Source organism: Streptomyces sp. JJ38 (assembly GCF_019303475.1).
GTDB lineage: Bacteria > Actinomycetota > Actinomycetes > Streptomycetales > Streptomycetaceae > Streptomyces.
The window spans coordinates 1-25613 of the sequence record NZ_JABLSI010000060.1 but is presented as its reverse complement, the minus strand read 5'-3'; the positions used below and the strand labels follow the sequence as shown (position 1 = coordinate 25613).

Annotated in this window: 25 protein-coding genes; 14 read left to right on the top strand and 11 right to left on the bottom strand. The window is 72.2% G+C overall.

Annotated elements, in window-relative coordinates:
• The 8 genes from HPT28_RS24050 to nuoN all read left to right on the top strand — a co-directional run.
• A partial coding sequence (locus HPT28_RS24050; RefSeq protein ID WP_219093581.1) for a molybdopterin-dependent oxidoreductase occupies nucleotides 1-986 on the top strand: 986 nt, incomplete at its 5' end.
• Entirely contained in the window at nucleotides 965-2410 is a 1446-nt protein-coding gene (gene nuoH, locus HPT28_RS24045) for an NADH-quinone oxidoreductase subunit NuoH (protein WP_374227010.1), read from the top strand. The genes HPT28_RS24050 and nuoH, both read left to right, overlap by 22 nt.
• A complete protein-coding gene (gene nuoI / locus HPT28_RS24040) occupies nucleotides 2403-3062 on the top strand; it encodes an NADH-quinone oxidoreductase subunit NuoI (protein WP_219093578.1) in 660 nt (219 codons plus the stop codon). The genes nuoH and nuoI overlap by 8 nt, the downstream gene beginning before the upstream one ends.
• Nucleotides 3059-3889 carry an NADH-quinone oxidoreductase subunit J gene (locus tag HPT28_RS24035; protein ID WP_219093575.1) on the top strand — a complete coding sequence of 277 codons (831 nt, stop codon included), beginning with the start codon at nucleotides 3059-3061 and terminating at the stop codon, nucleotides 3887-3889. The genes nuoI and HPT28_RS24035 overlap by 4 nt, the downstream gene beginning before the upstream one ends.
• Nucleotides 3886-4185, top strand: coding sequence for an NADH-quinone oxidoreductase subunit NuoK (nuoK, locus tag HPT28_RS24030; protein WP_219093572.1), 300 nt, complete (start codon nucleotides 3886-3888; stop codon nucleotides 4183-4185). Before HPT28_RS24035 ends, nuoK begins: the two co-directional genes overlap by 4 nt.
• Nucleotides 4186-4198: 13 nt before the next feature.
• Nucleotides 4199-6094 carry an NADH-quinone oxidoreductase subunit L gene (gene nuoL, locus HPT28_RS24025; protein WP_219093570.1) on the top strand — a complete coding sequence of 632 codons (1896 nt, stop codon included), beginning with the start codon at nucleotides 4199-4201 and terminating at the stop codon, nucleotides 6092-6094.
• A gap of 3 nt (nucleotides 6095-6097) precedes the next feature.
• The gene (locus HPT28_RS24020; protein ID WP_219093567.1) at nucleotides 6098-7714 is read left to right on the top strand and encodes an NADH-quinone oxidoreductase subunit M; all 1617 of its coding nucleotides are present in this window, start codon (nucleotides 6098-6100) and stop codon (nucleotides 7712-7714) included.
• Nucleotides 7711-9369 (top strand): NADH-quinone oxidoreductase subunit NuoN, encoded by a 1659-nt coding sequence (gene nuoN, locus HPT28_RS24015; protein WP_219093565.1) that lies wholly within the window; start codon nucleotides 7711-7713, stop codon nucleotides 9367-9369. The genes HPT28_RS24020 and nuoN overlap by 4 nt, the downstream gene beginning before the upstream one ends.
• Before the next feature lie 176 nt (nucleotides 9370-9545).
• On the opposite strand, the gene HPT28_RS24010 is transcribed toward nuoN, so the two are convergent.
• The 3 genes from HPT28_RS24010 to fahA form a co-directional block, all read right to left on the bottom strand.
• Nucleotides 9546-10034, bottom strand: a complete 489-nt coding sequence (locus HPT28_RS24010) for a hypothetical protein (RefSeq protein WP_219093562.1) — start codon at nucleotides 10032-10034, stop codon at nucleotides 9546-9548.
• Nucleotides 10035-10095: 61 nt separating this feature from the next.
• A complete protein-coding gene (locus tag HPT28_RS24005; RefSeq protein WP_219093559.1) occupies nucleotides 10096-10632 on the bottom strand; it encodes a hypothetical protein in 537 nt (178 codons plus the stop codon).
• 81 nt (nucleotides 10633-10713) lie between these two features.
• Nucleotides 10714-11955 carry a fumarylacetoacetase gene (gene fahA / locus HPT28_RS24000; RefSeq protein WP_219093556.1) on the bottom strand — a complete coding sequence of 414 codons (1242 nt, stop codon included), beginning with the start codon at nucleotides 11953-11955 and terminating at the stop codon, nucleotides 10714-10716.
• Between the two features lie 186 nt (nucleotides 11956-12141).
• Between fahA and HPT28_RS23995 the strand changes: the two genes are divergently transcribed.
• Nucleotides 12142-13152, top strand: a complete 1011-nt coding sequence (locus tag HPT28_RS23995; protein WP_219093553.1) for a polyprenyl synthetase family protein — start codon at nucleotides 12142-12144, stop codon at nucleotides 13150-13152.
• Nucleotides 13153-13210: 58 nt separating this feature from the next.
• Here the strand turns inward: HPT28_RS23995 and HPT28_RS23990 are convergent, their stop codons facing one another.
• The 4 genes from HPT28_RS23990 to HPT28_RS23975 all read right to left on the bottom strand — a co-directional run bounded on the left by HPT28_RS23990 (nucleotide 13211) and on the right by HPT28_RS23975 (nucleotide 16002).
• Nucleotides 13211-14248: a questin oxidase family protein gene (locus tag HPT28_RS23990; RefSeq protein ID WP_219093550.1), complete on the bottom strand. Its 1038-nt coding sequence runs from the start codon at nucleotides 14246-14248 to the stop codon at nucleotides 13211-13213.
• A gap of 126 nt (nucleotides 14249-14374) precedes the next feature.
• Nucleotides 14375-14560, bottom strand: coding sequence for a hypothetical protein (locus HPT28_RS23985; RefSeq protein ID WP_219093549.1), 186 nt, complete (start codon nucleotides 14558-14560; stop codon nucleotides 14375-14377).
• Between the two features lie 46 nt (nucleotides 14561-14606).
• Entirely contained in the window at nucleotides 14607-14843 is a 237-nt protein-coding gene (locus HPT28_RS23980; protein WP_219093547.1) for a hypothetical protein, read from the bottom strand.
• A 118-nt stretch (nucleotides 14844-14961) separates the two neighbouring features.
• Nucleotides 14962-16002 carry a 2-dehydropantoate 2-reductase gene (locus HPT28_RS23975; RefSeq protein ID WP_219093544.1) on the bottom strand — a complete coding sequence of 347 codons (1041 nt, stop codon included), beginning with the start codon at nucleotides 16000-16002 and terminating at the stop codon, nucleotides 14962-14964.
• A gap of 265 nt (nucleotides 16003-16267) precedes the next feature.
• Here HPT28_RS23975 and HPT28_RS23970 point away from each other — a divergent pair, with 265 nt between their 5' ends.
• From HPT28_RS23970 to HPT28_RS23950, 5 genes are all read left to right on the top strand, one after another.
• Nucleotides 16268-17518, top strand: a complete 1251-nt coding sequence (locus HPT28_RS23970; RefSeq protein ID WP_219093541.1) for a DUF2092 domain-containing protein — start codon at nucleotides 16268-16270, stop codon at nucleotides 17516-17518.
• A 47-nt stretch (nucleotides 17519-17565) separates the two neighbouring features.
• Nucleotides 17566-18528: an ABC transporter ATP-binding protein gene (locus tag HPT28_RS23965; RefSeq protein ID WP_219093539.1), complete on the top strand. Its 963-nt coding sequence runs from the start codon at nucleotides 17566-17568 to the stop codon at nucleotides 18526-18528.
• Nucleotides 18515-19465: an ABC transporter permease gene (locus HPT28_RS23960; RefSeq protein ID WP_219093537.1), complete on the top strand. Its 951-nt coding sequence runs from the start codon at nucleotides 18515-18517 to the stop codon at nucleotides 19463-19465. Before HPT28_RS23965 ends, HPT28_RS23960 begins: the two co-directional genes overlap by 14 nt.
• Before the next feature lie 121 nt (nucleotides 19466-19586).
• Nucleotides 19587-19988, top strand: coding sequence for an SRPBCC domain-containing protein (locus HPT28_RS23955; protein WP_219093534.1), 402 nt, complete (start codon nucleotides 19587-19589; stop codon nucleotides 19986-19988).
• An 83-nt stretch (nucleotides 19989-20071) separates the two neighbouring features.
• Entirely contained in the window at nucleotides 20072-20461 is a 390-nt protein-coding gene (locus tag HPT28_RS23950) for a hypothetical protein (protein WP_219093533.1), read from the top strand.
• Here the strand turns inward: HPT28_RS23950 and rarD are convergent.
• From rarD to HPT28_RS23930, 4 genes are all read right to left on the bottom strand, one after another.
• Complete coding sequence (rarD, locus tag HPT28_RS23945; protein WP_219093530.1) at nucleotides 20433-21413, bottom strand: EamA family transporter RarD; 981 nt, start codon at nucleotides 21411-21413, stop codon at nucleotides 20433-20435. The genes HPT28_RS23950 and rarD overlap by 29 nt on opposite strands.
• 210 nt (nucleotides 21414-21623) lie before the next feature.
• The gene (locus HPT28_RS23940) at nucleotides 21624-22721 is read right to left on the bottom strand and encodes a 2-oxoacid:ferredoxin oxidoreductase subunit beta (protein WP_219093528.1); all 1098 of its coding nucleotides are present in this window, start codon (nucleotides 22719-22721) and stop codon (nucleotides 21624-21626) included.
• Nucleotides 22714-24639 carry a 2-oxoacid:acceptor oxidoreductase subunit alpha gene (locus HPT28_RS23935; protein WP_219093526.1) on the bottom strand — a complete coding sequence of 642 codons (1926 nt, stop codon included), beginning with the start codon at nucleotides 24637-24639 and terminating at the stop codon, nucleotides 22714-22716. Before HPT28_RS23935 ends, HPT28_RS23940 begins: the two co-directional genes overlap by 8 nt.
• A 173-nt stretch (nucleotides 24640-24812) precedes the next feature.
• Complete coding sequence (locus HPT28_RS23930; protein ID WP_219093523.1) at nucleotides 24813-25484, bottom strand: response regulator transcription factor; 672 nt, start codon at nucleotides 25482-25484, stop codon at nucleotides 24813-24815.
• Between the last annotated feature and the right edge of the window lie 129 nt (nucleotides 25485-25613).

The following is a 25613-nucleotide window of genomic DNA, read 5'->3' as shown; positions in this document are numbered from 1 at the left end:
CGCGCCGCGCGGGCGAGCGCGGGGCGGTCGAGGCCGGGGCGCTGCCGGGGCTGCTGCCCGGCGGGCGTCCGGCGACCGACCCGCGGGCCCGGGAGGAGACGGCCGCGGTCTGGGGCGTCGCCGAGCTGCCCCGCGCGACCGGCCGGGACACCGGCCAGATCGTGGAGGCCGCCGCGAACGGCGAGCTGGCCGCCCTGGTCGTCGGCGGGGTCGAGGTCGGCGATCTGCCGGACCCGGCGCGGGCGGTCGAGGCGCTGGACGCCGTCGGCTTCCTGGTCAGCCTGGAGCAGCGGCCGAGCGAGGTCACGGCCAGGGCGGACGTCGTCCTCCCCGTGTCGGCGGTCGTGGAGAAGTCCGGCACCTTCCTCAACTGGGAGGGCCGCGAGCGGCCGTTCGAGGCGGCGATCAAGCCCGACCAGATGACGCGGCGCTTCGTCTTCCCCGACGCCCGCGCGCTCACCATGCTCGCGGACGCCCTCGACGTCCACCTGGGCCTGCCCGACGTGCGTACCGTCCGCGCCGAGTTGGCGCGGCTGGGGCCCTGGGAGGGCGAACGGGCCGCCGATCCGGCCGAGTCCGGGCGGCCGCTGCCGGCCGCGGGCGCCGGGGAGGCGGTGCTGGCCGGTCACCGGATGCTGCTGGACCAGGGCCGCATGCAGGAGGGCGACGAGGCGCTGGCCGGTACCCGGCACCCCGCACCGGCCCGGCTGTCGGCGGCCACCGCCCGGGAGGCCGGCGTCGCGGACGGGGACCTTCTGACCGTCACGGGTCCGGCCGGGTCGGTGACGCTGCCGCTGGCCGTCACCGAGATGCCGGACCGGGTGGTGTGGCTGCCGCTCAACTCCACGGGCGGCGGCGTCGCGTGGGACACCGGCGCCCGGCCCGGCGAGCTGGTCGGGATCGGCGCGGCCGGTGCCGCGGACGCCGACGGCGCGCCCGGTGCCGACGGAGGAGCCGACACGGAATCACCGGAGGTGCAGTCGTGACCGCCATCCCGTCAGGGCAGCCGGGCCCCTCGGGCCTGCCCGGGTCGCTGCTGGCCGCGGAGGACCTGTCCATGTTCGGACAGGACCCGTTCTGGCTGATCGCGCTCAAGGCGGTGTTCTGCTTCGCCTTCCTGATGCTGACGGTGCTGATCTCCATCGTCATGGAGCGCAAGGTCATCGCCTGGATGCAGCGGCGCATCGGTCCGAACCGGCACGGCCCCTGGGGCCTGCTCCAGTCGCTCGCCGACGGCGTGAAGCTCATGCTGAAGGAGGACGTCGTCGTCAAGGGCGCGGACAAGTTCGTCTACGTCCTGGCGCCCGTCCTCGCCGCCATCCCGGCGTTCATGGCCATCGCCGTGATCCCCTTCGGCCCCGCGGGCAACGAGGTGTCCATCTTCGGCACCCGCACCGCGATGCAGCTCACCGACCTTCCGGTGGCCATCCTGTTCATTCTGGCCACCGCCTCGATCGCCGCCTACGGCACGGTGCTCGCGGGCTGGTCGTCCGGCTCCACCTACCCGCTGCTCGGCGGGGTGCGGGCCACGGCCCAGATCATCAGCTACGAGGTCGCGATGGGCCTCAGCTTCGCCGCCGTGTTCCTCTACTCCGGCTCCATGTCCACCTCGACGATCGTCGGCGCCCAGGCCGACACGTGGTTCGGGGTGCTGCTGCCGGTGTCGTTCGTCATCTACGCCGTCTCCATGGTCGGCGAGGCGCACCGGCACCCGTTCGACATGCCGGAGTCCGAGGGCGACCTGGTGGCCGGGTTCAGCACCGAGTACTCGTCGATCAAGTTCGCGCTGTTCATGCTCTCCGAGTACATCCACATGGTCACGGTCTCGGCGCTGGCCGTCACCCTGTTCCTGGGCGGCTGGCGGGCTCCGGCGCCGATCTCCACCTGGTGGGAGGGCGCCAACCACGGCTGGTGGCCGATGCTGTGGTTCACCGCCAAGCTGCTCATGCTGATGTTCTGCTTCGTGTGGCTGCGCGGCACCCTGCCCCGCGTCCGCTACGACCAGTTCATGAAGCTGGGCTGGAAGGTCCTCATCCCCGTCTCGCTGGTGTGGCTGATGCTCGTCGCCACCGTGCGGGCCCTGCGCAACGAGGGCTACGACTTCGGCCAGATCGTCCTGTGGGTCTCCGGCGCGATCCTCGTGATGCTGCTCGTCTCCTTCGTCGTGGACGTCTTCCGCGATCGCGGCGAGAAGCGGGCGGAGGCGGTCGCGGCCCGCGAGGCGGCCAAGCGGAAGGACACGTTCGATCCCATGGCGGGCGGCTACCCCGTGCCGCCGCTTCCCGGCCAGACCCTGCCACCCGTGCCCCGGCGCACCCCCCGGCACCAGCGCGACAAGGCGACCGTGGGCGCGGGCGCCGCGGACGCGGGCGGGGCCGACAGCGAGAGCAAGGAGTCCGACGATGCCTAACCCCCTGGACCCGGTGGCCGGCTTCGGCGTGACCTTCAAGGCCATGTTCAAGCGCCGGCTGACCGAGCAGTACCCCGAGTACAAGAAGCAGACGGCGCCGCGCTTCCACGGCCGGCACCAGCTCAACCGGCACCCGGACGGGCTGGAGAAGTGCATCGGCTGCGAGCTGTGCGCCTGGGCCTGCCCGGCCGACGCCATCTACGTCGAGGGCGCGGACAACACCGAGGAGGAGCGCTACTCGCCCGGTGAGCGCTACGGCCGCGTCTACCAGATCAACTACCTGCGCTGCATCCTGTGCGGGCTGTGCGTCGAGGCGTGCCCGACGCGGGCGCTGACCATGACCAACGAGTACGAACTGGCCGACCGCAGCCGCGAGTCGCTCATCTACACCAAGGAGGAGCTGCTCGTCGGGCTGACGGAGGGCATGGTCGACTCGCCGCACGCCATCTACCCCGGCATGACGGAGAAGGACTACTACCGGGGTCTGGTCACCGAGGCCGCCGAGGGCACCGTCCAGCAGCCCGTCACCGACACCGGGACGCCGCAGTCCTCGGCCGACACCTTCGGTCCGGACGAGCCGGCCGCCGCCGGAGCCGCGCCCGACGCCACCACGGCGCCCGGCGAGGCCACCGAAGGGGTGAAGCACCAGTGAGCACCGCAGCGAGCCTGCTGGCCGCCGAGACCTCCTCCGGCGAGGCCGTCCAGTTCTACGTGCTCGGCGTCCTCGCCGTCTCCGGCGCGCTCGGCACCGTCCTGCTGCGGCGGGCCGTGCACGCGGCGCTCTGCCTCGCCGGGACGATGATCATCCTCGCGCTGTTCTACCTGGCCAACGGCGCCTACTTCCTCGGCGTCGTACAGATCGTCGTCTACACCGGCGCGGTCATGATGCTGTTCCTGTTCGTGCTGATGCTCGTCGGACGCACCACCGCCGACTCGCTGAAGGAGACGATCAAGGGGCAGCGCTGGCTGGCCGCGGGCTGCGCGCTCGGCCTGGCCATGCTGCTGATCGGCGGCATCGGGCAGGCCGCGCTCGGCAGCGAGTCGTTCGTCGGGATGGGCGCCGCCAACGCCGAGTTCGGCGGCAACGTCCCCGGGATCGCCGAGCTGCTGTTCACCGAGTACGTCGTCGCCTTCGAGGTCACCGGCGCGCTGCTGACCATCGCGGCGGTCGGCGCCACCCTGCTCACCCACCGCGAGCGCGTCGAGACGGCCAAGACCCAGCGCGAGCAGGCCACCGAGCGGGTCAGGCTCGGCAAGCACGTCCCGCCGCTCCCCGCGCCGGGCGTGTACGCGCGGCACAACGCGGTCGACCGGCCGGGCCTGCTGCCCGACGGCACCCCGTCCGAACTGACGGTCAGCGAGACCCTCCGCAAGCGGGGCCAGGTCCGCGAGGTCAGCCGGGAGCGGCTGGCCGAGATCGCCGCCATCGACCAGCGCACCGCCGACTACCACGGCCGCGGTGAGGAGGCCCGCCAGTGAACCCCGCCAACTACCTCTACCTGGCCGCGCTGCTGTTCACGATCGGCGCCACCGGTGTCCTGATCCGGCGCAACGCGATCATCGTGTTCATGGGCATCGAGCTGATGCTCAACGCGGCCAACCTCGCGCTGGTCGCCTTCTCCCGGATGCACGGCAACCTCGACGGCCAGATCATGGCGTTCTTCGTCATGGTCGTCGCCGCGGCCGAGGTCGTCGTGGGGCTGGCGATCATCGTGACGCTCTACCGCTCCCGTCACTCGGCCTCGGTCGACGACGCCAGCCTGATGAAGCTGTAAGGGGTACGTACCAGTGGATTCCTTGATCGGACTGCTCGTCGCGGCGCCCCTGCTCGGCGCGGCCGTCCTGCTGTGCGGCGGGCGCAGGCTGGACCGCTCCGGGCCCTGGCTGGGCACCGTGCTGGCGGCGGTCTCCTTCGTCATCGGCGCGGTGCTCTTCTTCGACATGCTCGGCCGCGACGGCGAGGACCGGGCCCTGCACCAGCACCTGTACTCCTGGGTGCCGGTGGAGGGCTTCCAGGCCGACGTCGCCTTCCAGCTCGACCAGCTCTCCATGACGTTCGTCCTGCTGATCACCGGGGTCGGATCGCTGATCCACCTCTACTCGATCGGCTACATGGAGCACGACGAGCGCCGCCGCCGCTTCTTCGGCTACCTCAACCTGTTCCTCGCGGCGATGCTGCTGCTCGTCCTCGCCGACAACTACCTGCTGCTGTACGTCGGCTGGGAGGGCGTGGGCCTCGCCTCGTTCCTGCTCATCGGCTTCTGGCAGCACAAGCCCAGCGCGGCGACGGCGGCGAAGAAGGCCTTCATCGTCAACCGCGTCGGCGACGCGGGCCTGGCCATCGCCATCTTCCTGATGTTCACCACCTTCGGCACCTTCGCCTTCACCCCGGTGCTGGGCAGCGCCGACGCGGCGAGCGAGGCCACGCTGACCGGCATCGGGCTGATGCTGCTGCTCGCGGCCTGCGGCAAGTCCGCCCAGGTTCCGCTGCAGTCCTGGCTCGGAGACGCGATGGAGGGCCCCACCCCAGTCTCGGCGCTCATCCACGCGGCGACGATGGTCACGGCCGGCGTCTACCTCATCACCCGCTCCGGAGCCGTCTTCGACGGGGCGCCCGCCGCCCAGACCGCCGTGGTCACCGTCGGTGCCGTCACGCTCCTCTTCGGTGCGATCGTCGGTTGCGCCAAGGACGACATCAAGAAGGCGCTGGCCGGTTCGACCATGTCGCAGATCGGCTACATGGTGCTCGCCGCGGGCCTCGGCCCCATCGGCTACGCCTTCGCGATCATGCATCTGGTCACCCACGGCTTCTTCAAGGCGGGGCTGTTCCTCGGCGCGGGCTCGGTCATGCACGGCATGAACGACGAGGTGGACATGCGCAAGTACGGCGGGCTGCGCCGCTACATGCCGGTCACGTTCGTCACCTTCGGCCTCGGCTACCTCGCCATCATCGGCTTCCCCGGGCTGTCCGGCTTCTTCTCCAAGGACGCCATCATCGAGGCGGCCTTCGCCAAGGGCGGCACCCAGGGCTGGATCCTCGGCTCGGTGACGCTGCTGGGCGCGGCCATCACCGCGTACTACATGACGCGGGTGATGATCCTGACGTTCTTCGGCGAGAAGCGCTGGCAGCCCGACGCGGAGGGCAACGCGCCGCACCCGCACGAGTCCCCGCGCTCCATGACGCTCCCGATGATCGTGCTCGCCTTCGGCTCCGTCTTCGCCGGCGGTCTGTTCAAGGTGGGCGACTCCTTCGTCAACTGGCTGAAGCCGGTGACGTCGTACGAACACGGGCACCCGCCGATCAGCGTCCCCGTCATCACCACGGCGACGGTCACGATGCTGCTCATCGGTGTCGGCGTCGCCTGGGCCCAGTACGGCCGCAGGCCGGTGCCCGTCACCGCGCCGCGCGGCTCCCTGCTCACCCGGGCGGCCCGCCGCGACCTGCTCCAGGACGACTTCAACCACGCCGTGTTCGTGGCCGGCGGGCAGCACCTCACCCGCAGTCTGGTGTACGTGGACCACACGCTGGTGGACGGCGCCGTCAACGGGACGGCGGCCGGCTTCGGCGGGCTCTCCGGCCGGATGCGCAAGATCCAGAACGGCTTCGCCCGCTCCTACGCGGTGTCGATGTTCGGCGGTGCGGCCGTGCTGGTCGCAGCCACCCTGCTGATGAGGGCGGTCTGATCCATGTCTGATTACTCCTTCCCGCTGCTGACGGCCACGGCCGTGCTCCCCGCGCTGGGTGCCGTCGCCACCGCGGCCGTACCCGCCGCCCGGCGCACGGCCGCCAAGTGGCTGGCGCTCGTGGTCTCGCTCGGCACGCTGGTGCTGGCGGGCTGGGTGCTGGCCGCCTTCGACACCGGCGGCGACCGCTACCAGCTCACCGAGTCCTACGCGTGGATCGAGGACTTCGGCGTCCGCTACGAGGTCGGTGTCGACGGCATCGCCGCCGCCCTCATCGCCCTGACGGCGCTGCTGATCCCGTTCATCATCGCGGCGGGCTGGCACGACGCCGACGCCCTCGAGGAGGACGGACCGAACCGGCGCTGGCGGCCCACCCAGGGCTTCTTCGCGCTGATCCTCATGGTCGAGGCGATGGTGATCGTCGCCTTCTCCGCGACGGACGTGTTCGTCTTCTACGTCTTCTTCGAGGCCATGCTCATCCCGATGTACTTCCTCATCGGGGGCTTCGGGGACCGGGCGCACGCGGCCGGCGAGGCGGAGGGCGCCAAGCAGCGCTCCTACGCCGCGGTGAAGTTCCTCCTCTACAACCTGGCCGGCGGGCTCATCATGCTGGCCGCCGTCATCGGGCTGTACGTCGTCACCGCCGACCAGCTGCCCGCGGGCACCTTCTCGCTCCAGCAGATCGCCGAGGCCCGCGCCTCCGGCGAGCTGGAGATGGCGACCAACACCGAACGGCTGCTGTTCCTCGGCTTCTTCCTCGCCTTCGCCGTCAAGGCGCCACTGTGGCCGCTGCACACCTGGCTGCCCAACGCCATGGCCGAGTCCACGGCCCCGGTGGCGGTGCTCATCACGGCCGTCGTCGACAAGGTCGGCACCTTCGCGATGCTGCGCTTCTGCCTCGGGCTGTTCCCCGAGGCCAGCAGCTGGGCCACGCCCGTCGTCATCGTGCTGGCGCTCGTCAGCATCGTCTACGGCGCGCTGCTCGCCGTCGGCCAGCGGGACATCAAGCGGCTGGTGGCCTACGCGTCCGTCTCGCACTTCGGGTTCATCATCCTCGGCATCTTCGCCATGACGAGCCAGGGCCAGAGCGGCGCGACGCTGTACATGGTCTTCCACGGCATCTCCACCGCCGCGCTGATGCTCGTCGCCGGGTTCCTCATCTCCCGGCGCGGCTCGCGGCTCATCGCCGACTACGGCGGGGTGCAGAAGGTGGCCCCGGTGCTGGCCGGCACCTTCCTCATCGGTGGGCTCGCGACCCTCTCGCTGCCCGGCCTCGCGCCGTTCGTCAGCGAGTTCCTGGTCCTCGTCGGCACGTTCAGCCGTTACCCCGTCGCCGGCATCGTGGCGACGGCGGGCATCGTCCTGGCCGCCCTCTACGTGCTGCTGCTCTACCAGCGGACGATGACGGGGCCGGTGGACAAGCCGGAGATCCAGCGGATGCCCGACCTGCGGCCGCGCGAACTGGCCGTCGTGGCCCCGCTGATCGCCCTGCTGATCTTCCTCGGCGTCTTTCCCAAGCCGCTGACCGACATCGTCAACCCGGCGGTCGAGCACACCATGTCCGACGTGCGTGAGACCGACCCGGAGCCGGAACTGCCCGCAGTGGAGGCCGCGGAATGAGCGCGACAACCCTTCCCGGCGCGTCCGCCGCCGAACCCGTCCACAGCCTGTGGACGACGGCGGCCGAGGCGCCCTCGATCGAGTACGCCCAGCTGTCTCCGACGCTGATCGTGCTCGGGGCCGCCGTCGTCGGCATCCTCGTCGAGGCCTTCGCCCCGCGCCGCGCGCGCTACGGCGTCCAGGTGGCGCTGGCGTCCCTCGGCTTCGCCGCCGCCTTCGCCGCCGTCCTGGCCCTCGCCCTGAACGGGCACGCCACGGACAAGGCCGCCGTCGCCGGCGTCGGCGCCATCGCCGTGGACGGTCCCGCCCTGTTCCTCCAGGGCGTCATCCTGCTCGTCTCGCTCGTCGCCGTCTTCACCTTCGCCGAACGGCGGCTGGAGCCGCGCACGGGCGGCAAACCGGTCGACTCCTTCGCCGCGCAGCCCGCCTCGGTGCCCGGCGGCGAGGGCGAGAAGGCCGCCCTGGAGGCGGGCTGGACGACCACGGAGATCTTCCCGCTGCTGCTCTTCGCGGTCGGCGGCATGCTGATCTTCCCCGCCGCCAACGACCTGCTCACCCTCTTCATCGCGCTGGAGGTCTTCTCCCTCCCGCTGTACCTGCTGTGCGCCCTCGCCCGGCGCCGTCGGCTGCTCTCCCAGGAGGCCGCCGTCAAGTACTTCCTGCTGGGCGCGTTCTCCTCGGCGTTCCTGATCTTCGGCATCGCCCTGCTCTACGGCTACGCCGGGACCGTCTCCTACGCCGGGATCGCCCAGGTCGTCGAGGGCACCGTGCCCAGCCCCAGCGTGGCGCTCGCGGCCAGCATGTCCACCGACGCGCTGCTCCTCATCGGCGGCGCCATGGTGGTCATGGGCCTGCTGTTCAAGGTGGGCGCGGTGCCCTTCCACATGTGGACGCCGGACGTCTACCAGGGCGCCCCGACCCCGGTCACCGGGTTCATGGCGGCCGCGACCAAGGTGGCCGCGTTCGGCGCCCTGCTGCGGCTCCTCTACGTCGTCCTGCCCGGCCTGCGCTGGGACTGGGAGCCCGTCCTGTGGGGCGTGGCCATCGTCTCGATGCTGCTCGGCGCGATCGTCGCCATCACCCAGACGGACGTCAAGCGGCTGCTGGCCTACTCGTCCATCGCCCACGCCGGGTTCATCCTCGCCGGGGTCATCGCGACCTCCCCGGACGGCGTCTCCTCGGTGCTCTTCTACCTGCTCGCCTACTCCTTCGTCACCCTCGGCGCGTTCTCCGTCGTGACGCTGGTGCGGGACGCGAGCGGCGAGGCCACCCACCTGTCCCAGTGGGCCGGGCTCGGGCGGCGCTCACCGCTGGTGGCGGCCGTGTTCGCGGTGTTCCTGCTGGCCTTCGCGGGCATCCCGCTCACCTCCGGGTTCGCGGGCAAGTTCGCGGTGTTCAAGGCCGCGGCGGAGAGCGGCGCGGGCGCGCTCGTCGTCGTCGGCGTCATCGCCTCGGCCATCGCGGCGTTCTTCTACGTCCGCGTGATCGTGCTGATGTTCTTCTCCGAGCCCAGCCCGGAGGGGCCGACGGTGGCCATCCCCAGCGCCTTCACCTCGGTCGCCATCGGCGTCGGCGTCACGGTGACGCTGGTGCTCGGCCTGGCCCCGCAGTACTTCCTCGACCTGGCCGGCCAGGCGGGCGTCTTCGTCCGGTAGGCCGCGGTACGCGCACGCGACGAGGGCCGGGACGCACGGGGTGCGTCCCGGCCCTCGTCGCGGCGCCGAAAGGGGCGCGGGGAACTGCGCGGCCTGCGCTCGGGAGGTCCGCGCGAAGGCGCAGGACTGGCAAGCGCGGCCCCCCGGCACCGGGCCCGGCCCGACCGGGGCGACCGCTAGCCCTGGGGGATCAGGTCCTCCAGGTCCTCCAGGTCGCCCAGGTCCGTCGGCATGTCCTTCGGCGCGTCGGCCACCCGCGCGTAGGTGTCGGTCATGCCGCCGTTCCAGGCGATCTCCAGCTCCTCGCTGTCGACGCGCTCCACCGTGCCGTTCGACCGCTCCTGGCCGCCGCCGTCGGGGCAGGTCAGGTTGATCGTCTGCTTGCCGCCGTCCATCATCCGGCCGTTGCAGTTGACGTTCCCGCGGGTCAGGTTGACGCCGTCGGCGACGATGGTCAGCACGTGGTCCTGACCGTCCGCCTTCGTCTTCCAGATGCCCTGGACGGAGCCCGGCTCCTTCCGCGTCTCCGGGTCGCCGCCGTGGTTCTGGGTCTCCTCGGCGGCCGGCTTCTCGTCGCCGCCGTCACCGCTGCCGCAGCCGGCGACCAGCAGCGTGGCCGCGCAGGCGGCCGCCACCGCCGCGGCCATCCGCAGGGACGTGCGCATGTGCTTCTCCTCGGTGGGGATCGGGTGGCGTCAAGCTAGCAGGGCTCGCCGCCGGTCTCCGTCAGCTCTCGGTCCCGGGCAGGTCGGGCGACTCGGGGAGGTCGGGCAGCTCCGTCGGCACCTCCGGCAGGTCCTCCAGGCCGGGGGACCTGCTCAGGACCGTCGTCTCGCCGCCCGCCCACTCGACGGTGAGTTTGCCGTCCGTGAGGCTCCTGACCGTGCCGCCGGCGAAGTCGGTGCTCCCGTCATCGCAGGCCAGCTTCATCGTCATCGGCCGCGCCGCGCCGTCGACCGTGCCCGAGCAGGCCGCCTCGGCGGATACGGTGACGCTGTTCTCGAAGACGGCCAGGATGACCAGGCCCTCGTCGACGTGCAGCCCCTCCGTCATCCACCCGCCCTGGATGTCCTCCAGGGTGACGTCGTCGCCCTCCTCCGGCCCGGACGGCCCGTCGCTCGGCTGCGTCGTTGCCGGCGGTGGCGTCGCGCCGCCCGCGTCGTCGTCCCCGCCGCCCCCGCCGTCGCCGCCGCAGCCCGTCAGCAGCAGCGCTGCCGCCGCCGCGGCGGCGCAGGTGCCCGCCCAGCGTGCCCTGGTGCGCACAGTGCCTCCCCTTGCCTCGGTGCTCACCGGCCCTGTCGGCCGATCCGGAAATCGGCCAACAGTACCAACCGGCGGTGGTGTTCAGCCCTTGACGACACGTCCGGCGACCTCGCCGAGGCCGAGGCGGCCGCCGTCCGGGCCGGGCGCCCAGGCCGTGAGCACGACCTCGTCCCCGTCCTCCAGGAACGTGCGGGTGCCGTCGGGCAGTTCGACGGGCTCCTCGCCGGACCACGTCAGCTCCAGCAGACAGCCGCGCTGGTGCTTGTCCGGCCCGCTCACCGTGCCCGACGCGAACAGGTCACCCGGGCGCAGCGAGGCGCCGTTGACCGTCATGTGGGCGAGCTGCTGCGCCGCCGTCCAGTACATCGCGGAGAACGGCGGCTCGGCGATGGTGTGGCCGTTGAGCGTCACCGTGATGCGCAGGTCGAGCCCCGCCGGGTCCTCGGCGTCGTCCACCAGGTAGTCCAGCAGCGGGTGGGTGCGCTCGGGCGGTGCGACCCGGGCGGCGTCCAGCGCCTCCAGCGGCGTGATCCACGCGGAGACGGACGTCGCGAAGGACTTGCCGAGGAACGGGCCGAGCGGCACGTACTCCCACGCCTGGATGTCCCGGGCCGACCAGTCGTTGAGCAGGCACACGCCGAAGACGTGGTCCCGGAACGCGGACTGCGGCACCGGCTCGCCCATCCGGGACGGCGCGCCGACGACGAAGCCGACCTCGGCCTCGATGTCCAGCCGCTGCGTCGGCCCGAAGACCGGTCCGTCCGGCGTCCGGCGCTGGCCGTGCGGGCGGACCACCGGGGTGCCGGAGACGACGACGGTCCCCGCCCGGCCGTGGTAGCCGATCGGCAGGTGCTTCCAGTTCGGCGTCAGCGGCTCGCCGTCCGGCCGGAACATCCGCCCGACGTTGGTGGCGTGGTGCTCGCTGGCGTAGAAGTCGACGTAGTCGGCCACCTCGAAGGGCAGGTGCAGTGTCGCTTCGGCCAGCGGAACCGCCGTCAGCTCGGGGCGGGCCTCGCGCACCCACGTGTGGAGCTCGGCCCGGACGGCCGTCCACACCGGGCGGCCCGCCGCGAGCAGCGGGTTGAGGGTGGGCGCGGACAGCAGCTCGGCGTGCGCGGAACCGAGCACCCTGGCCGCCGCCCCGGCGTCCAGCACGGTGTCCCCGAGCCGTACGCCGATCCGGCGCCGGTCGGGCTCGTCCGCGGTCGTGAACACGCCGTAGGGCAGGTTGTCCGGGCCGTACAGTCCGCCGGCCGGGGCCGCGGTCGCGGCCGTCTGAGCCGCCGGGGTGTCCGCCGGGGTGTGTGCTGGTGCTTCTGGCATGGAAGGTGCCCTCGCCTTCGAGGTCGTCGCCGGTCAGGACCGCACACAGGCTATCGGGGGGCGTGCCTCACGTGATCCTTATGTGACCGGATACGCTGCGAGGCAGAAACACCGTTCGCGTCCGTACTTCGCAGTAGCCCGGCAAGTGGCCAGGTGGAAGATCGTCCGCAGACAGGAGAAACCCTCGTGACCGTCGTCGGGCCCTTCGGGCTGACCGTGCGGGACACGGCGTTGGAAGCCGATGTCCTCACCGGGTTGTCCGCCGTCGAACACGGGCTGAACGAAGCCACGAAGAGTGATGTCCCGTTCATCAACGAGGCCGCCCAGCACCTCGTGCGGGCCGGGGGGAAGCGTTTCCGTCCGCTGCTGACGCTACTCGCCGCCCAGTTCGGTGACCAGCACGCTCCCGGCGTCGTCCCCTCCGCCGTCGTCGTCGAGCTGACGCACCTGGCCACGCTGTACCACGACGACGTCATGGACGAGGCCGACGTGCGGCGCGGCGTCGCCAGCGCCAACGCCAACTGGGACAACTCCGTCGCGGTCCTCACCGGGGACTTCCTCTTCGCCCGCGCCTCCCGCGTGCTGGCCGACCTCGGCCCCGAGGCCGTCCGCATCCAGTCCGAGGCGTTCGAGCGGCTGGTCACCGGTCAGATCCTCGAGACGGCGGGCCCGCAGGCCGGCCAGGACCCCATCGACCACTACCTCGACGTCCTCGCCGGCAAGACGGGCTCCCTCATCGCCGTCGCCACGCGCTTCGGCGGGCTCCTGTCCGGGGCCGACGAGCGCACCGTCTCCGTGCTCACCCAGTACGGGGAGCGCATCGGCATCGCCTTCCAGCTCTCCGACGACGTTCTGGACATCGCCAGCGACAGCGACGCGTCCGGCAAGACCCCCGGCACCGACCTGCGCGAGGGCATCGCCACGCTGCCCGTCCTGCACCTGCGGGCCATGGCCGAGCGGGACGGCCGCCCCGAGGACCGCGCCCTCGTCGAACTGCTCGCCGGGGACCTCTCCGACGACGTTCGGCACGCCGAGGCCCTCGCCGGGCTGCGCGCCCACCCCGCGCTGGAGGAGGCGCGCCGCTACACCATCCGTGCCGCCGAGGAGGCCCGCGAGACGCTCTCGCCCCTGCCGGACGGCCCGGCGAAGGCGGCGCTGTCCACGCTCTGCGACGCCGTGGTCCACCGCGCGGGCTGACCCCCGCCGGCCTCCCGGGCCTCCCCCGGTCCGCGGGCCCGGGTCCCTCCTCGCTCCCTCACAGGGGCGTGATCAGCTCCGTCGCCCGCAGGACGGCTCCGGCCGCCGTCTCGTCGTCCGGGTGCCGGGCCGCCACGTCCAGCGCGGTGTCGGCCAGCTTGATCGCGTGCTCGTCCCCGTGCTCCACCGCCCGGGTGAACAGCTCCTCGGCGCTCGCCCCGCCGGGGTGTGCCGGGCTCGCCGGCCCCGCCGGACGGTAGGCGGCCACCACCGCCCCCGAGGCGGCCCACGCCGCCGCCAGCGCGGAGGGCCATAGCTCGCGCGGCAGGTCCGGCAGCGTCCGCAGCACCGCGTTCGGCGCCGTCGCGGCGTGGACCAGCATGACCGGGCTGCCGTGCGCGTGGGTGGCGTAGTAGCGCACGGTGGCGTCCACCAGGTCCGCGAGGTGCCCGGGGACCGTGTCGGCGGCCACGGCGGCCTGGCCCGCCGGCCACTCCGGCAGGGTCGTGAGCTGGTCCAGCCGGTGGCGGATGCCCTGGCTCTGGTCCGCCACCGGGGCGACGGCGCGCAGCGCCTCGGCGGCGACGGGGGGCCCGAAGACGAGCGTCAGGTCGGCGGGCAGCGGCAGATGGCGGGCGGCCCAGTAGCCCAGCCCGTGCGCCAGCTCCCGCAGCCGCGGCACGTTCTCGCCCGCACGCAGCGAGACGACGGCGTGCCCGACCCGGATCACCGGGTGCGTCGCGCCGCCCGCGATGCCGGGGAGCAGCCGCGGCCACCAGGTGCCGAGCACCTCCCGCCAGGGCCGCTCCGGGGCGGTGACGAGCTGGCGGTCGAAGTAGGCCAGCCAGTCGCCCAGCCTGCGCGCGTCGCCCAGCGCCTCGGCCCAGGCGTCGTCCCGGATGGGGTCCCCGGCGGCGGGCCGCTCCTCCAGCCGGTCCGCGTAACGGTCGAGCCAGCGGTGGACGCCGTCGTCCTGCCCGTGTCGCACCAGCGCCTCCACGGCCATCGGCCCGTGGTTCGACAGCCAGCCCTCGAACTCCGGCCCCGTCGCGTGCAGCCGCTCCAGCGCCTCGTCCAGCACTCCGGTGATCGTCATGGGCTCACGCTAAGCCGCCAACGACCTCACCGGTATGGGGATTTCGGCGTAGTACCAGGCCGGGGCCCTGCCCCCGCGGTCGTAGGACCCGACGCCGGGGCCTGGGGCCGGGCTCCGGGTCGGTGCTCAGTACAGCAGGCGTACGACGGTGACGGTGAGGACGGAACCGGAGACGGCGTAGCGGACGATGGCCGCGCCGATGGTGGCGTCGCGGCGGTCGTGGTCTCCTCCGACCGGGCTTGAACCGTGACCGTAGGGGTCCTGGCCGATCGTGGTCGCGAGCTTCTGCCCGAAGGAGCTGCGCTGCGGCATCTTGCGCAGCGCGTCGTCGGCCGGGGGAGCGAGGTGATCCGGTAGGTCACGCCACCTCCCGCCGCTCGGCCTCCTCGGCGGCGAGCCGGTCCATGAGCGCGTCGGCTGACGGGTCCGGCACGGCTTCCAGCATCCACGCCCGCAACACCTGGTGGATGGTCATGACCGTCGCGCTGTTCACGTCCCGGTCGAACTCCTTCCGCCGCTCCTCGGGGAGCGCGGCCCGGATGCCGGGAATCGTCGCGGGAACATCCACTTCCCGCCCGTCGATCCAGGTCTTCATCGTGCTGCCTTCGGCCAGGGCGACCTCCTCGCAACGTGGCAGTGGCGCCGGTCCCTCTCACGCTAGCGGGCCGGGGCCGAGCGCACGGTTGGTTCGCCGGAGCACCACTCGGACGGGGTCAGCGGGCCGCCGTGATCGCGCGCAGCAGGTCGGGGCCGGGCCAGTCGCGGCGGCCGCCGGGGCGTTCGGCCTCCCGGACGAGCGCGGCCAGCGCGGCGTTCACCGGCGCGCGGAGCCCGTGCCGTCCGGCCAGGGCGACGACCTCGCCCTGAAGGCCGTCGATCTCCGTCCTGCGGCCCCGCTCCAGGTCCTCCCACATGGACGAGCGCGCCTGGGCGTCCACCCGCAGGCTCGCGGCGGCCAGCCGGCGGAACAGCGCGTCGGGCAGCCGCAGCAGGCGGGGGGTGAGGCGCGGCGGGAGCGGGCCGAGCCGCGCCGGGCGGACGCCCTCGGCCGCGAACGCCGCCAACGCCTCCTCCTGGCACAGGGCCAGGCAGGCCCGGTACGCGCGCAGGCCGAGCTGCTCGCGCAGAGGGAGGCCCGAGAGCGCGTTGACCGCGTTGTTGAGGTTCATGAGCAGCTTGGCGTGCTGCACCTCGCGCATGTCGCCGCGGGTCTCGACCGGCAGCCCGGCGGCGGCCAGGGCCCCGGCCGGGAGGGCGGCGGCGGGCCCGTCGTCGAGCATCAGCGTCCCGCCCGTGCCCTGGTGGAAGGTGTCCGGGGCCGTGCGCACGACGTTGTAGGGCACCATCCCGGCGAGCACGGTCGCGCCGGGCAGCTCGGCGCGCAGCAGCTCCGGGTTGCGCAGCCCGTTCTGGAGGCTGACGACGACGGCGTCCGGGCGGAGCCGTCCCGCCAGCTCCCGTCCGGCGCTGGCCGTCGCGGCGGACTTGACGGTGACGAGGACGCAGTCCGCCTCGGCGACGGCGTCCGGCCGGGTGCTCAGGGCCAGCGCGTCGGCCGGGACGCGCACCGGGGGCCGTCCGCCGCCGCTCAGCGTCAGCCCGTCGCCGAGGGCGTCCAGCACGGACGGGCGGCCGATCAGCGTGACCTCCGCGTGCGGGGCGAGGTGGCCGCCCAGGTGGCAGCCGATGCTTCCGGCACCGAAGACCGCGATCCGGGGCCGCCGGGCCGTGGACTTGCCGGGGGTGGCGGGCATGGCGGTCGCTCCTCGCTCGATGACGGTTACCAGAAAGTAGGGTCGCCGGGGCCCCGAGGCAAGCCCTGCCCGTCCCCTAGGGGTCGGGTACGCCCCCGGGAGGTGCCGTCATCCCGTGGTGGTACGCGCAGTTGGCCCTGGCGGCTGACGCCCGGAACCCCCGCCTTCTGGTGAGCTTGTCCTACCACCCCGCGGTACGACGGGTGACAATGGCGGTGGAGGACACAGGGGGTGGACGCCGCCCATGTATGGAGGAATGGCACACATGGCACACCAGCCCAGCGAACCCGGCACCACGGGCACGGCCCGCCGGCCCGGGAAGAAGGCGATCAGGTACGCCGTGCCCGTCGCGGTGGCGGCCGTCGCGGTGGCGAGCGTCGGCCTCGTCCCGGCCCTGGCCGACGGCGGCGACCCGGACCTGCCGGACATCACCGCGCAGGAACTGGTCGAGAAGATCGCGGCTTCCGACGTCGAGCACCTCTCCGGCACCGTCAAGATCAGCTCCGACCTGGGCATCCCGGGCCTCGGCGGCGGCTCCGACCAGAACGGCGGCCTCTTCGGCGGCCACTCCGAGCGTCCGGAGGAGGACGGCGGGGAGGCGGCCCCGCAGGACGGCACGTCCCCGGCCGACCCGTCCGCCAGGCTTCCGGAGCTCGTCGGCGGCGAGCACACGCTGCGGGTGGCCTTCGACGGCCCGGACAAGCAGCGCGTCTCCGTCGTCGAGGACACCTCCGAGTTCACCGTCGTCCACAACGACGGCGACCTCTGGTCCTACGACAGCGCCAGCAACACCGCCTTCCACGCCGAGCTGCCCGAGCCGCCGAAGGGCCGGGAGCGCGGCGAGGGCATGCCCGGGTCGCTCACCCCGCAGGAGGCGGCGGAGAAGGCGCTCGCGGCCGTGGACGACACGACCTCCGTCACCGTCGACGGCACGACGAAGGTCGCGGGCCGGGACGCCTACGTGCTCGCCATCGCGCCCGAGGACGCGGCGGAGTCCACGGTGGACGCCCTCCGCATCGCCGTGGACGCGGAGAACGGCACCCCGCTGCGCGTCACCCTCGACGCCAGGAGCGGTGGCGAGCCCGTCCTGGAGGCCGGGTACACCAAGGTCGACTTCGGCAAGCCCGACGCCGACCGGTTCGACTTCACGCCCCCCAAGGGCGCCGAGGTCACCGAGGCCGAGGAGCTCAAGGAGCACCACTCCGAGGAGCCAGGCGGCCTGCCCGGCCTGGACGGCTTCGCGGAGCTGGGCGAGGACGTCGAGATCATCGGCGAGGGCTGGGACAGCGTCGTCCGCGTCGAGCTGCCCGAGGGCGCGATGGGCGGCGACAAGGGGCTGGAGTCCAAGGAGGCGCAGTCTCTGCTCGACGCCTTCACCGAGCCGGTCGAGGGCGACTTCGGCCAGGGCCGCGTCGTCAGCACCAAGCTCGTCAACGCCCTCCTGACGGACGACGGCACGCTCTACGTCGGCGCCGTCACCAAGGACGGCCTGCTGAAGGCCGCCGAATCCGACTGACCGGCTGACCGGTCGCCGAACGCCACCACGGGGAGCAGGAACTCGCCATGAACGCGCCGCCCACCGCAGCCGACCCAGCCGTGGAGGCACACGGCCTGACCAAGCGGTTCCGCGGCGGTCAGCTCGCGGTGGACGGCCTGGACCTGGCCGTTCCGCGCGGCAGCGTGTTCGGCTTTCTCGGCCCCAACGGTTCGGGGAAGACGACCACGATCCGGATGCTCCTCGGCCTCATCGCGCCCACCGACGGCAGCGCCGCACTGCTGGGCCGGCCCATGCCGGACGACGCCCGGCGGGTGCTGCCGAAGGTGGGCGCGCTCATCGAGGGCCCGGCCCTCTACGGCTTCCTCACCGGGCGCGACAACCTCGCCCGGTTCGACGCCGCCGACCCCACCGCGGACCCGCGTACCCGGCGGGCCCGCATCGACGCCGCCCTGGACCGCGTCGGCCTGCGCGCCGCGGCCCGCAAGAGCGCCCGGGCGTACTCGCTCGGCATGAAGCAGCGCCTCGGCCTGGCCGCGGCGCTGCTCCGCCCCCGGGACCTCCTGGTCCTGGACGAGCCGACCAACGGGCTCGACCCGCAGGGCATGCGCGAGATGCGCTCCCTGATCCGCGGGCTCGCCCAGGACGGCACGACCGTCTTCCTCTCCTCCCACCTGCTCGACGAGATCGAGCAGGTGTGCACGCACACGGCCGTCATGTCCCGCGGGCGGCTGCTGACCCAGGGCTCGGTCGCCGAACTGGCCGCGGGGGTGCACGGGCGGCTCGTTGTCACGACACCCGACGCGGGGGAGGCGGCCAGAGTGCTCAAGGAGCATGGTGTGACGGGGCTGAGCATCGAGGGGGAGCGGCTCACCGCCGATCCACCGCCCGAGCCGGACGCCGAGCTGGCCGACCTCAACGCCGCACTGGTCCACGCCGACGTCCGCGTCCGTTCGTTCGGCGTGGAGAAGGGATCGTTGGAGGACGCCTTCGTGGCGCTGACCGGGGAGGGCTTCGATGTCGCAGGCTGAGCGCGTCGGGGGCGGTGCCCCGGAGCCGGGCGCGGCCCCCGGTGGCGGGACGGCCCCGCTCGGGGCGACGACGCCGGGAGGGGCCGAGCGCAGCCCGTCCCCGCTGTGGACCCTCGCCCTGTTCCGCAGCGAACTCGTCGTGACCCTGCGCCGCTGGCGCACCCTGGCCCTGCTGGGGATCCTGGTCGCCCTGCCGGTGATCGTGGGCATCGCGGTGAAGGTCGAGACGGGCGACGGCGGCGGCACGGTCGACAGCTCGGGCGAGGGCCCCGCCTTCATCAACCAGGTCACCAACAACGGCCTCTTCCTCGTCTTCACGGCGCTCGCCGCGACCCTGCAGTTCTTCCTGCCGATGACGGTCGGCGTCGTGGCCGGTGACTCCGTCGCCGGGGAGGCGAGCGCCGGGACGCTGCGCTACCTCCTCGTCGCGCCCGCCGGACGCACCCGGCTGCTGCTGGCCAAGTTCACCGCCGTGGTGACGTTCTGCCTGCTCGCCACCCTGACCGTGGCCGTCTCGGCGCTGCTCGTCGGCGTCCTGTTCTTCCCGCTCGGCGACGTCACCCTGCTCTCCGGCGTCACCGTCTCCTTCGCCGAGGGGCTGCTGCGCGCCCTGGTGATCGCCGTCGTCGTCGCGCTCTCCCTGGTCGGCCTCGCGGCCGTCGGGCTGTTCGTCTCCACGCTCACCAACAGCGGCATCGCCGCGATGACCACCACGGTCGGGCTGCTGATCGTCGTGCAGATCGTCGGTGCCATCCCGCAGCTCGACGTCCTCCACCCCTACCTCTTCCAGTACCACTGGATGTCCTTCGCCGACCTGCTCCGCGACCCGGTCCCGTGGGGCGACCTCACGGCCAACGCGACCATGCAGGCCGTCTACGCCGCCGTCTTCGGCTCCGCCGCATGGGCTCGCTTCACCACCCGCGACGTCACCGCCTGAAGGGCGCCTGACCTGGCCTTCCCCGCTTGGCGCCGACCGGCGATTGTCAGTGGTCGCCGATAGCGTGGGAGGTGTTGGAGGGACACCGGGCGGCACGTCGTCCGGGGTGAGGAGGGCAGCCGTGCCGACGGGATTCACACAGGACGCGGGCTGGCAGATCGGCGTCTCGAAGACGCTCGCGCATCCGCCGTCCGCCGTGTGGGAGTTCATCAGCAGCGAGGAGGGATTGGCTCTGTGGATCGGGCCGGGCGTCCGGCTGACGCCTGAGAAGGGTTCGCGGTACACGACGGAGGAAGGGGACGGCGAAGTGCGCAGCTACCGCCCGGGGGATCGCATCCGGCTCACGTACCGCCCCAAGGGGGACGACCACCACACGACCCGCCAGATAGCCGTCACCGCCACGCCCGACGGCAGGGCGATGCTCCGCTTCCACGAGGAGCGCCTGCGCAGCGCCGAGGAGCGCGAGCGCCGCCGCGAGCACTGGCAGCGCGTGATGACCCGGGTCGCGGCGGCCCTGGGCTGACGCCGCACCGGGGCGGCGCCCGACGGTGAGGCGCCGCCCCGCCGAGGCCCGAGTGTGTGAGCCGCGGCTGGCAGAATTTCCTTGTGGACGTCGGGGTCGGCTACGAGCTCCAGCACGACCTGCTCGTCCGTCCGGGGTTCCGCGAGCTGGTGGACATCGCGGTAGACCTCGTGAGCTGGGACAACGACCTGTACTCATACAGGAAGGAGACCTTCGACCACGGAGCGATGCACAACATCGTGCGAGCCCTCGCCGACCGCCATCAGTGCGGCCTGGACGAGGCGGTGCGCCGGTACACCGCCCTCCACGACGCGTGGGTCGAGCGGTTCCTCGCGCTCGAGGCTCGGCTTGCGCCCACCCTCACACCCGAAGGGGCACGGTTCGTCGACGGGATGAAGGACTGGATCCGCGGCAACATCGAGTTCTCGGCCGTCTCACCACGGTTCAGGGAAGATCTCCTGCCAGCTCCCTGACGGAGGTCGAGGCATGAGCGTCGGCGGCCCGGTTGCGGCGGGCGGCTTCGCGGAGGACGGCGCGGTTGCGGCGGGCGGTGCGCAGGGCGTCGAAGGTGAGGACGCACAGCGCCAGCCACACCAGCAGGAACCCGGCCCAGCGCTCGGGCGGCATGTGCTCGCCGAAGGCCAGCAGCCCGAGCAGGAACATGAACGTGGGCGCGAGGTACTGCAGCAGCCCGACGGTGGACAGCGGCACCCGCATCGTCGCCGCGCCGAAGAGGATCAGCGGCAGCGCGGTGGCCAGGCCGGCCCCGGCGAGCAGCAGCGCGTGGGGCAGCCCCTCGGAGGTGAACGTCGAGTCGCCGCGTCCGCCGAGCAGCAGCAGGAAGCCGAGGGCGGGGAGGAACTGGAGGAGCGAGTCGGCGCTGAAGCCCTCCAGCCCGTCGAGCCGGGTCTGCTTCTTCACCAGGCTGTAGGTGGCGAAGGTGCCGGCCAGGGTGAGCGAGATCCACGGCACCTGCCCGTAGGCGAACGCCATCACGACGACGGCGAGCGCGCCGATGCCGACGGCCGCCCACTGCATCGGGCGCAGCCGCTCGCGCAGCACGAGCACGCCGATCGCGATCGTGACCAGGGGATTGATGAAGTAGCCGAGTGAGGCCTCGAGTACCCGCTCCTGGCTGACGGACCAGATGAACAGGTACCAGTTGACGGATATCAGCGTGGCCGAGACGGCGACGAGCGCGAGCTGCCGGGGGTTGCGCAGAAGCGCGGGCAGCCACGCCCAGCGGCGCCGCAGCAGCAGGAGGATGAGCGCGGCCGTCGGCAGGGACCACACCATCCGGTGCGCCATGACCTCGGCGGCCGGAGTGGAGTGGAGAAGGTGCCAGTAGAGGGGCAGGAGCCCCCACATGCCGTACGCGGCGAACCCGTACAAGAGCCCCGTGCGGGTCTCGCTCGTGGACGACAACGCGGCCTCCTCCGTCGAAGTGGTGCTTCCCCGAAGGTAACGGCGCGCATCCCCCTTGTCATTCCCGTATCGCCGTAACGCTCATGACACGGTCCGTCCCGGCGCTCGGCGACTCCGCCGCCCCGGACTCTCGCCGACCGACGAGGCCCGCGTCCCCGGGTCTGCTGGGGCGCGGGCCTCGCGGTACGTGCTGCTCGCGAGTGCGTGGGGTCAGCCGACGACCGTCCAGGTGTCCTTGCCGGCGAGCAGGGCCGCGAGGTCGCCCTTGCCGTTCTGCTCGACCGCCTGCTCCAGCTGCTCGGCCATCAGCGTGTCGTAGACCGGCCGCTGGACGTTGCGGAAGACGCCGATGGGCGTGTGGTGCAGGGTGTCCGGGTCGGCCAGCCGGGACAGCGCGAACGCGGCCGTCGGCGAGTCGGCCGTGGCGTCGTGTACGAGGACGCCGTCCGTGCCGTGCTCGGTGACGTCGACCACGCGCAGGTCACCGGTGGCCGGGTCGCGGACGACGCCCTTGGAGCCGAGGCCGTCCTCGGCGGGGGCGCCGAAGCGGACCGGCTGCCCGTGCTCCAACCGGATCACCGCCTCCAGTGCCTGCTGCTTGTCCTTCAGCACCTCGAAGGCGCCGTCGTTGAAGATGTTGCAGTTCTGGTAGATCTCCACCAGCGCCGTGCCCGGGTGCTCGGCGGCCTGCCGCAGGACCTCGGTGAGGTGCTTGCGGTCGGAGTCGACCGTGCGGGCGACGAACGAGGCCTCCGCGCCCAGCGCCAGCGACACCGGGTTGAAGGGCGCGTCCAGCGAGCCCATCGGCGTCGACTTGGTGATCTTCCCGGCCTCGGAGGTCGGGCTGTACTGACCCTTGGTGAGGCCGTAGATCCGGTTGTTGAACAGCAGGATCTTCAGGTTGACGTTGCGGCGCAGGGCGTGGATCAGGTGGTTGCCGCCGATGGAGAGCGCGTCCCCGTCGCCGGTGACGACCCACACCGACAGGTCGCGGCGGCTGGTGGCCAGCCCCGTCGCGATGGACGGCGCCCGGCCGTGGATGGAGTGCATCCCGTAGGTGTTCATGTAGTACGGGAAGCGGGACGAGCAGCCGATGCCGGAGATGAAGACGATGTTCTCCTTCGCCAGCCCGAGCTGGGGAAGGAATCCCTGGACGGCGGAGAGGACGGCGTAGTCACCGCAGCCGGGGCACCAACGGACCTCCTGGTCGGACTTGAAGTCCTTGGCGGTCTGCTTGGTGTCGGCCGTGGGCACCAGGGCGAGCGCGCGTGGCGCCCGATCCTGGGCCTCCGTGAGTACGTCAGCCATGGTCGATGGCCTCCTTGATGACGGTGGCGAGCTGCTCGGCCTTGAAGGGCAGGCCGCGGACCTGCGTGTACGACTGCGCGTCGACGAGGTAGGTGGCGCGCAGGAGCATGGCGAGCTGGCCCATGTTCATCTCCGGCACGATCACCTTGTCGTACCGGCGGAGCACGGGGCCGAGGTTCCCGGGGAACGGGTTGAGGTGCCGCAGGTGGGCCTGCGCGACGGCACCGCCCTCGCGCCGCACCCGGCGCACGGCCGCCGTGATCGGGCCGTAGGTGGAGCCCCAGCCGAGGATGAGGACCCGGGCGTCGCCGGCCGGGTCGTCCACCTCGATGTCCGCCACCTCGACGCCGTCGACCTTGGCCTGCCGGGTGCGCACCATCAGGTCGTGGTTGGCCGGGTCGTAGGAGATGTTGCCCGAGCCGTCCTGCTTCTCGATACCGCCGATGCGGTGCTCCAGGCCCGGCGTGCCCGGCACCGCCCACGGGCGGGCCAGCGTGCGCTCGTCGCGCTTGTAGGGCCAGAACACCTCGGTGCCGTCGTCCAGCGTGTGATTCGCCGTCGTGGCGAACTGGGTCCGCAGGTCGGGCAGTTCGTCCGGCTCCGGGATGCGCCACGGCTCCGAGCCGTTGGCCAGGTAGCCGTCCGAGAGCAGGAACACCGGCGTGCGGTACGTCAGCGCGATGCGGGCCGCGTCCAGCGCCGCCGTGAAGCAGTCGGCCGGGGTGGCCGGGGCCACGATCGGCACCGGCGCCTCACCGTTGCGCCCGTACATGGCCTGCAGCAGGTCGGCCTGCTCCGTCTTGGTGGGCAGACCGGTGGAGGGGCCGCCGCGCTGGATGTCGACGATCAGCAGCGGAAGCTCCAGCGAGACCGCGAGCCCGATCGTCTCCGACTTCAGCGCCACACCCGGGCCCGAGGTCGTCGTCACCGCGAGGGCGCCGCCGAACGCGGCGCCCAGCGCGGCACCGATGCCGGCGATCTCGTCCTCCGCCTGGAAGGTGCGCACGCCGAAGTTCTTGTGCTTGCTCAGCTCGTGCAGGATGTCCGAGGCCGGCGTGATCGGGTAGGAGCCGAGGTACAGCGGCAGGTCCGCCTGCTGGGACGCGGCGATCAGCCCGTAGGACAGGGCCAGGTTGCCCGAGATGTTCCGGTACGTTCCGGCCGGGAATGCCCGGGAGGCCGGGGCCACCTCGTAGGAGACCGCGAAATCCTCCGTCGTCTCGCCGAAGTTCCAGCCCGCGCGGAACGCCGTCACGTTCGCTTCCGCGATCTCGGGCTTCTTCGCGAACTTCTTGCGCAGGAACCGCTCGGTGCCCTCGGTGGGCCGGTGGTACATCCACGACAGCAGGCCGAGGGCGAACATGTTCTTCGACCGCCCGGCCTCCTTGCGGCCGAGGTCGAAGCCCTTGAGCGCCTCCACCGTCAGCGTCGTCAGCGGCACGGGGTGGACGGAGTAGCCGTCCAGCGAGCCGTCCTCCAGCGGGCTGGACTCGTAGCCCACCTTCTGCATGGCCCGCTTGGTGAACTCGTCGGTGTTGACGATGATTTCGGCGCCGCGCGGCAGATCCGCCACATTGGCCCTGAGGGCCGCCGGGTTCATCGCGACGAGCACGTTCGGCGCGTCACCCGGGGTGAGGATGTCGTGGTCGGCGAAGTGGAGTTGGAAGGAGGAGACACCGGGCAGCGTCCCTGCGGGGGCGCGGATCTCGGCCGGGAAGTTCGGCAGAGTCGACAGGTCGTTTCCGAACGAGGCCGTCTCCGAGGTGAAGCGATCTCCCGTGAGCTGCATGCCGTCACCGGAGTCCCCCGCGAACCGGATGATCACCCGGTCAAGACGCCTCACTTCCTTGGCGCTCTCGTTGCTGACCTGACTGGTCACGTGCAAGGACCTCCCTCGGACCGGCGGCTCACCGTCCATCGTACGTGCGTGTAAGGCTTGCCTTCCTGAGGCTGATCATATGGTGGACCAGCAGCTGAGACGAGATGCCCAGCGGATATGACAAAGAACTGCCAACCTCCCGAAAGGCTTCCTTCTCCCGTCTCCCATCCTGACCGGGGAGGATTGAGCCTGGCTTAACAGTGAGCCGAGGGCTAGGAACGCAGATACCTCAGCACCGCGAGAACCCTGCGGTGATCTCCGTCACTCTGGGCCAGGCCCAGCTTCATGAAGATGTTGCTGACATGCTTTTCCACCGCGCCGTCGCTCACCACGAGCTGCCGCGCGATGGCTCCGTTCGTGCGACCCTCCGCCATCAGCCCCAGTACCTCGCGCTCCCGAGGCGTCAGCCCCGCCAGCACGTCCTGCTTGCGGCTGCGCCCCAGCAGCTGCGCCACCACCTCCGGGTCCAGCGCCGTGCCGCCGTCCGCCACCCGGCCGACGGCGTCCACGAACTCCCGCACCTCGGCCACCCGGTCCTTCAGCAGGTAGCCCACCCCGCGTGTCGAGCCCGCCAGCAGCTCCGTCGCGTACTGCTCCTCCACATACTGCGACAGCACCAGCACGCCCAGCTCGGGGAACTCCTCGCGCAGCTCCACCGACGCCCGCAGCCCCTCGTCGGTGTGCGTCGGCGGCATCCGCACGTCCGCCACGACCACGTCCGGCAGCTCCCCGGCCCCGGCCAGCCGCCGCACCGTCTCCAGCAGCTCCCGGCCGTCCCCCACACCCGCGACGACCTCGTGGCCGCGGTCGGTCAGCAGCCGCGTCAGCCCCTCCCGCAGCAGCACCGAGTCCTCGGCGATGACCACCCGCACGCCGTTCTCCATCGTCTCCCTGCCCCCAGCCTGCCGTTCCGTGTGAACGCCCCCAGCATCCCAGAACGAGGCCCGGGCCCCGGCTACTCCCGCCAGGGGAGTTCTGCGGTGATGGTGGTGGGTCCGCCGTGGGGGGAGTGG

What these genes read in the sequence shown, in the direction of transcription:
- HPT28_RS23935 (WP_219093526.1), bottom strand. Translation starts at nt 24,639, where the DNA reads ATGGACGGTGAGCCGCCGGTCCGAGGGAGGTCCTTGCACGTGACCAGT.
- nuoN (WP_219093565.1), top strand. Translation starts at nt 7,711, where the DNA reads ATGAGCGCGACAACCCTTCCCGGCGCGTCCGCCGCCGAACCCGTCCAC.
- HPT28_RS23960 (WP_219093537.1), top strand. Translation starts at nt 18,515, where the DNA reads ATGTCGCAGGCTGAGCGCGTCGGGGGCGGTGCCCCGGAGCCGGGCGCG.
- HPT28_RS23990 (WP_219093550.1), bottom strand. Translation starts at nt 14,248, where the DNA reads ATGACGATCACCGGAGTGCTGGACGAGGCGCTGGAGCGGCTGCACGCG.
- HPT28_RS23930 (WP_219093523.1), bottom strand. Translation starts at nt 25,484, where the DNA reads ATGGAGAACGGCGTGCGGGTGGTCATCGCCGAGGACTCGGTGCTGCTG.
- HPT28_RS23985 (WP_219093549.1), bottom strand. Translation starts at nt 14,560, where the DNA reads ATGCCGCAGCGCAGCTCCTTCGGGCAGAAGCTCGCGACCACGATCGGC.
- nuoI (WP_219093578.1), top strand. Translation starts at nt 2,403, where the DNA reads ATGCCTAACCCCCTGGACCCGGTGGCCGGCTTCGGCGTGACCTTCAAG.
- HPT28_RS23970 (WP_219093541.1), top strand. Translation starts at nt 16,268, where the DNA reads ATGGCACACCAGCCCAGCGAACCCGGCACCACGGGCACGGCCCGCCGG.
- fahA (WP_219093556.1), bottom strand. Translation starts at nt 11,955, where the DNA reads ATGCCAGAAGCACCAGCACACACCCCGGCGGACACCCCGGCGGCTCAG.
- HPT28_RS23980 (WP_219093547.1), bottom strand. Translation starts at nt 14,843, where the DNA reads ATGAAGACCTGGATCGACGGGCGGGAAGTGGATGTTCCCGCGACGATT.
- HPT28_RS24010 (WP_219093562.1), bottom strand. Translation starts at nt 10,034, where the DNA reads ATGCGCACGTCCCTGCGGATGGCCGCGGCGGTGGCGGCCGCCTGCGCG.
- HPT28_RS24020 (WP_219093567.1), top strand. Translation starts at nt 6,098, where the DNA reads ATGTCTGATTACTCCTTCCCGCTGCTGACGGCCACGGCCGTGCTCCCC.
- HPT28_RS23965 (WP_219093539.1), top strand. Translation starts at nt 17,566, where the DNA reads ATGAACGCGCCGCCCACCGCAGCCGACCCAGCCGTGGAGGCACACGGC.
- HPT28_RS23975 (WP_219093544.1), bottom strand. Translation starts at nt 16,002, where the DNA reads ATGCCCGCCACCCCCGGCAAGTCCACGGCCCGGCGGCCCCGGATCGCG.
- HPT28_RS23940 (WP_219093528.1), bottom strand. Translation starts at nt 22,721, where the DNA reads ATGGCTGACGTACTCACGGAGGCCCAGGATCGGGCGCCACGCGCGCTC.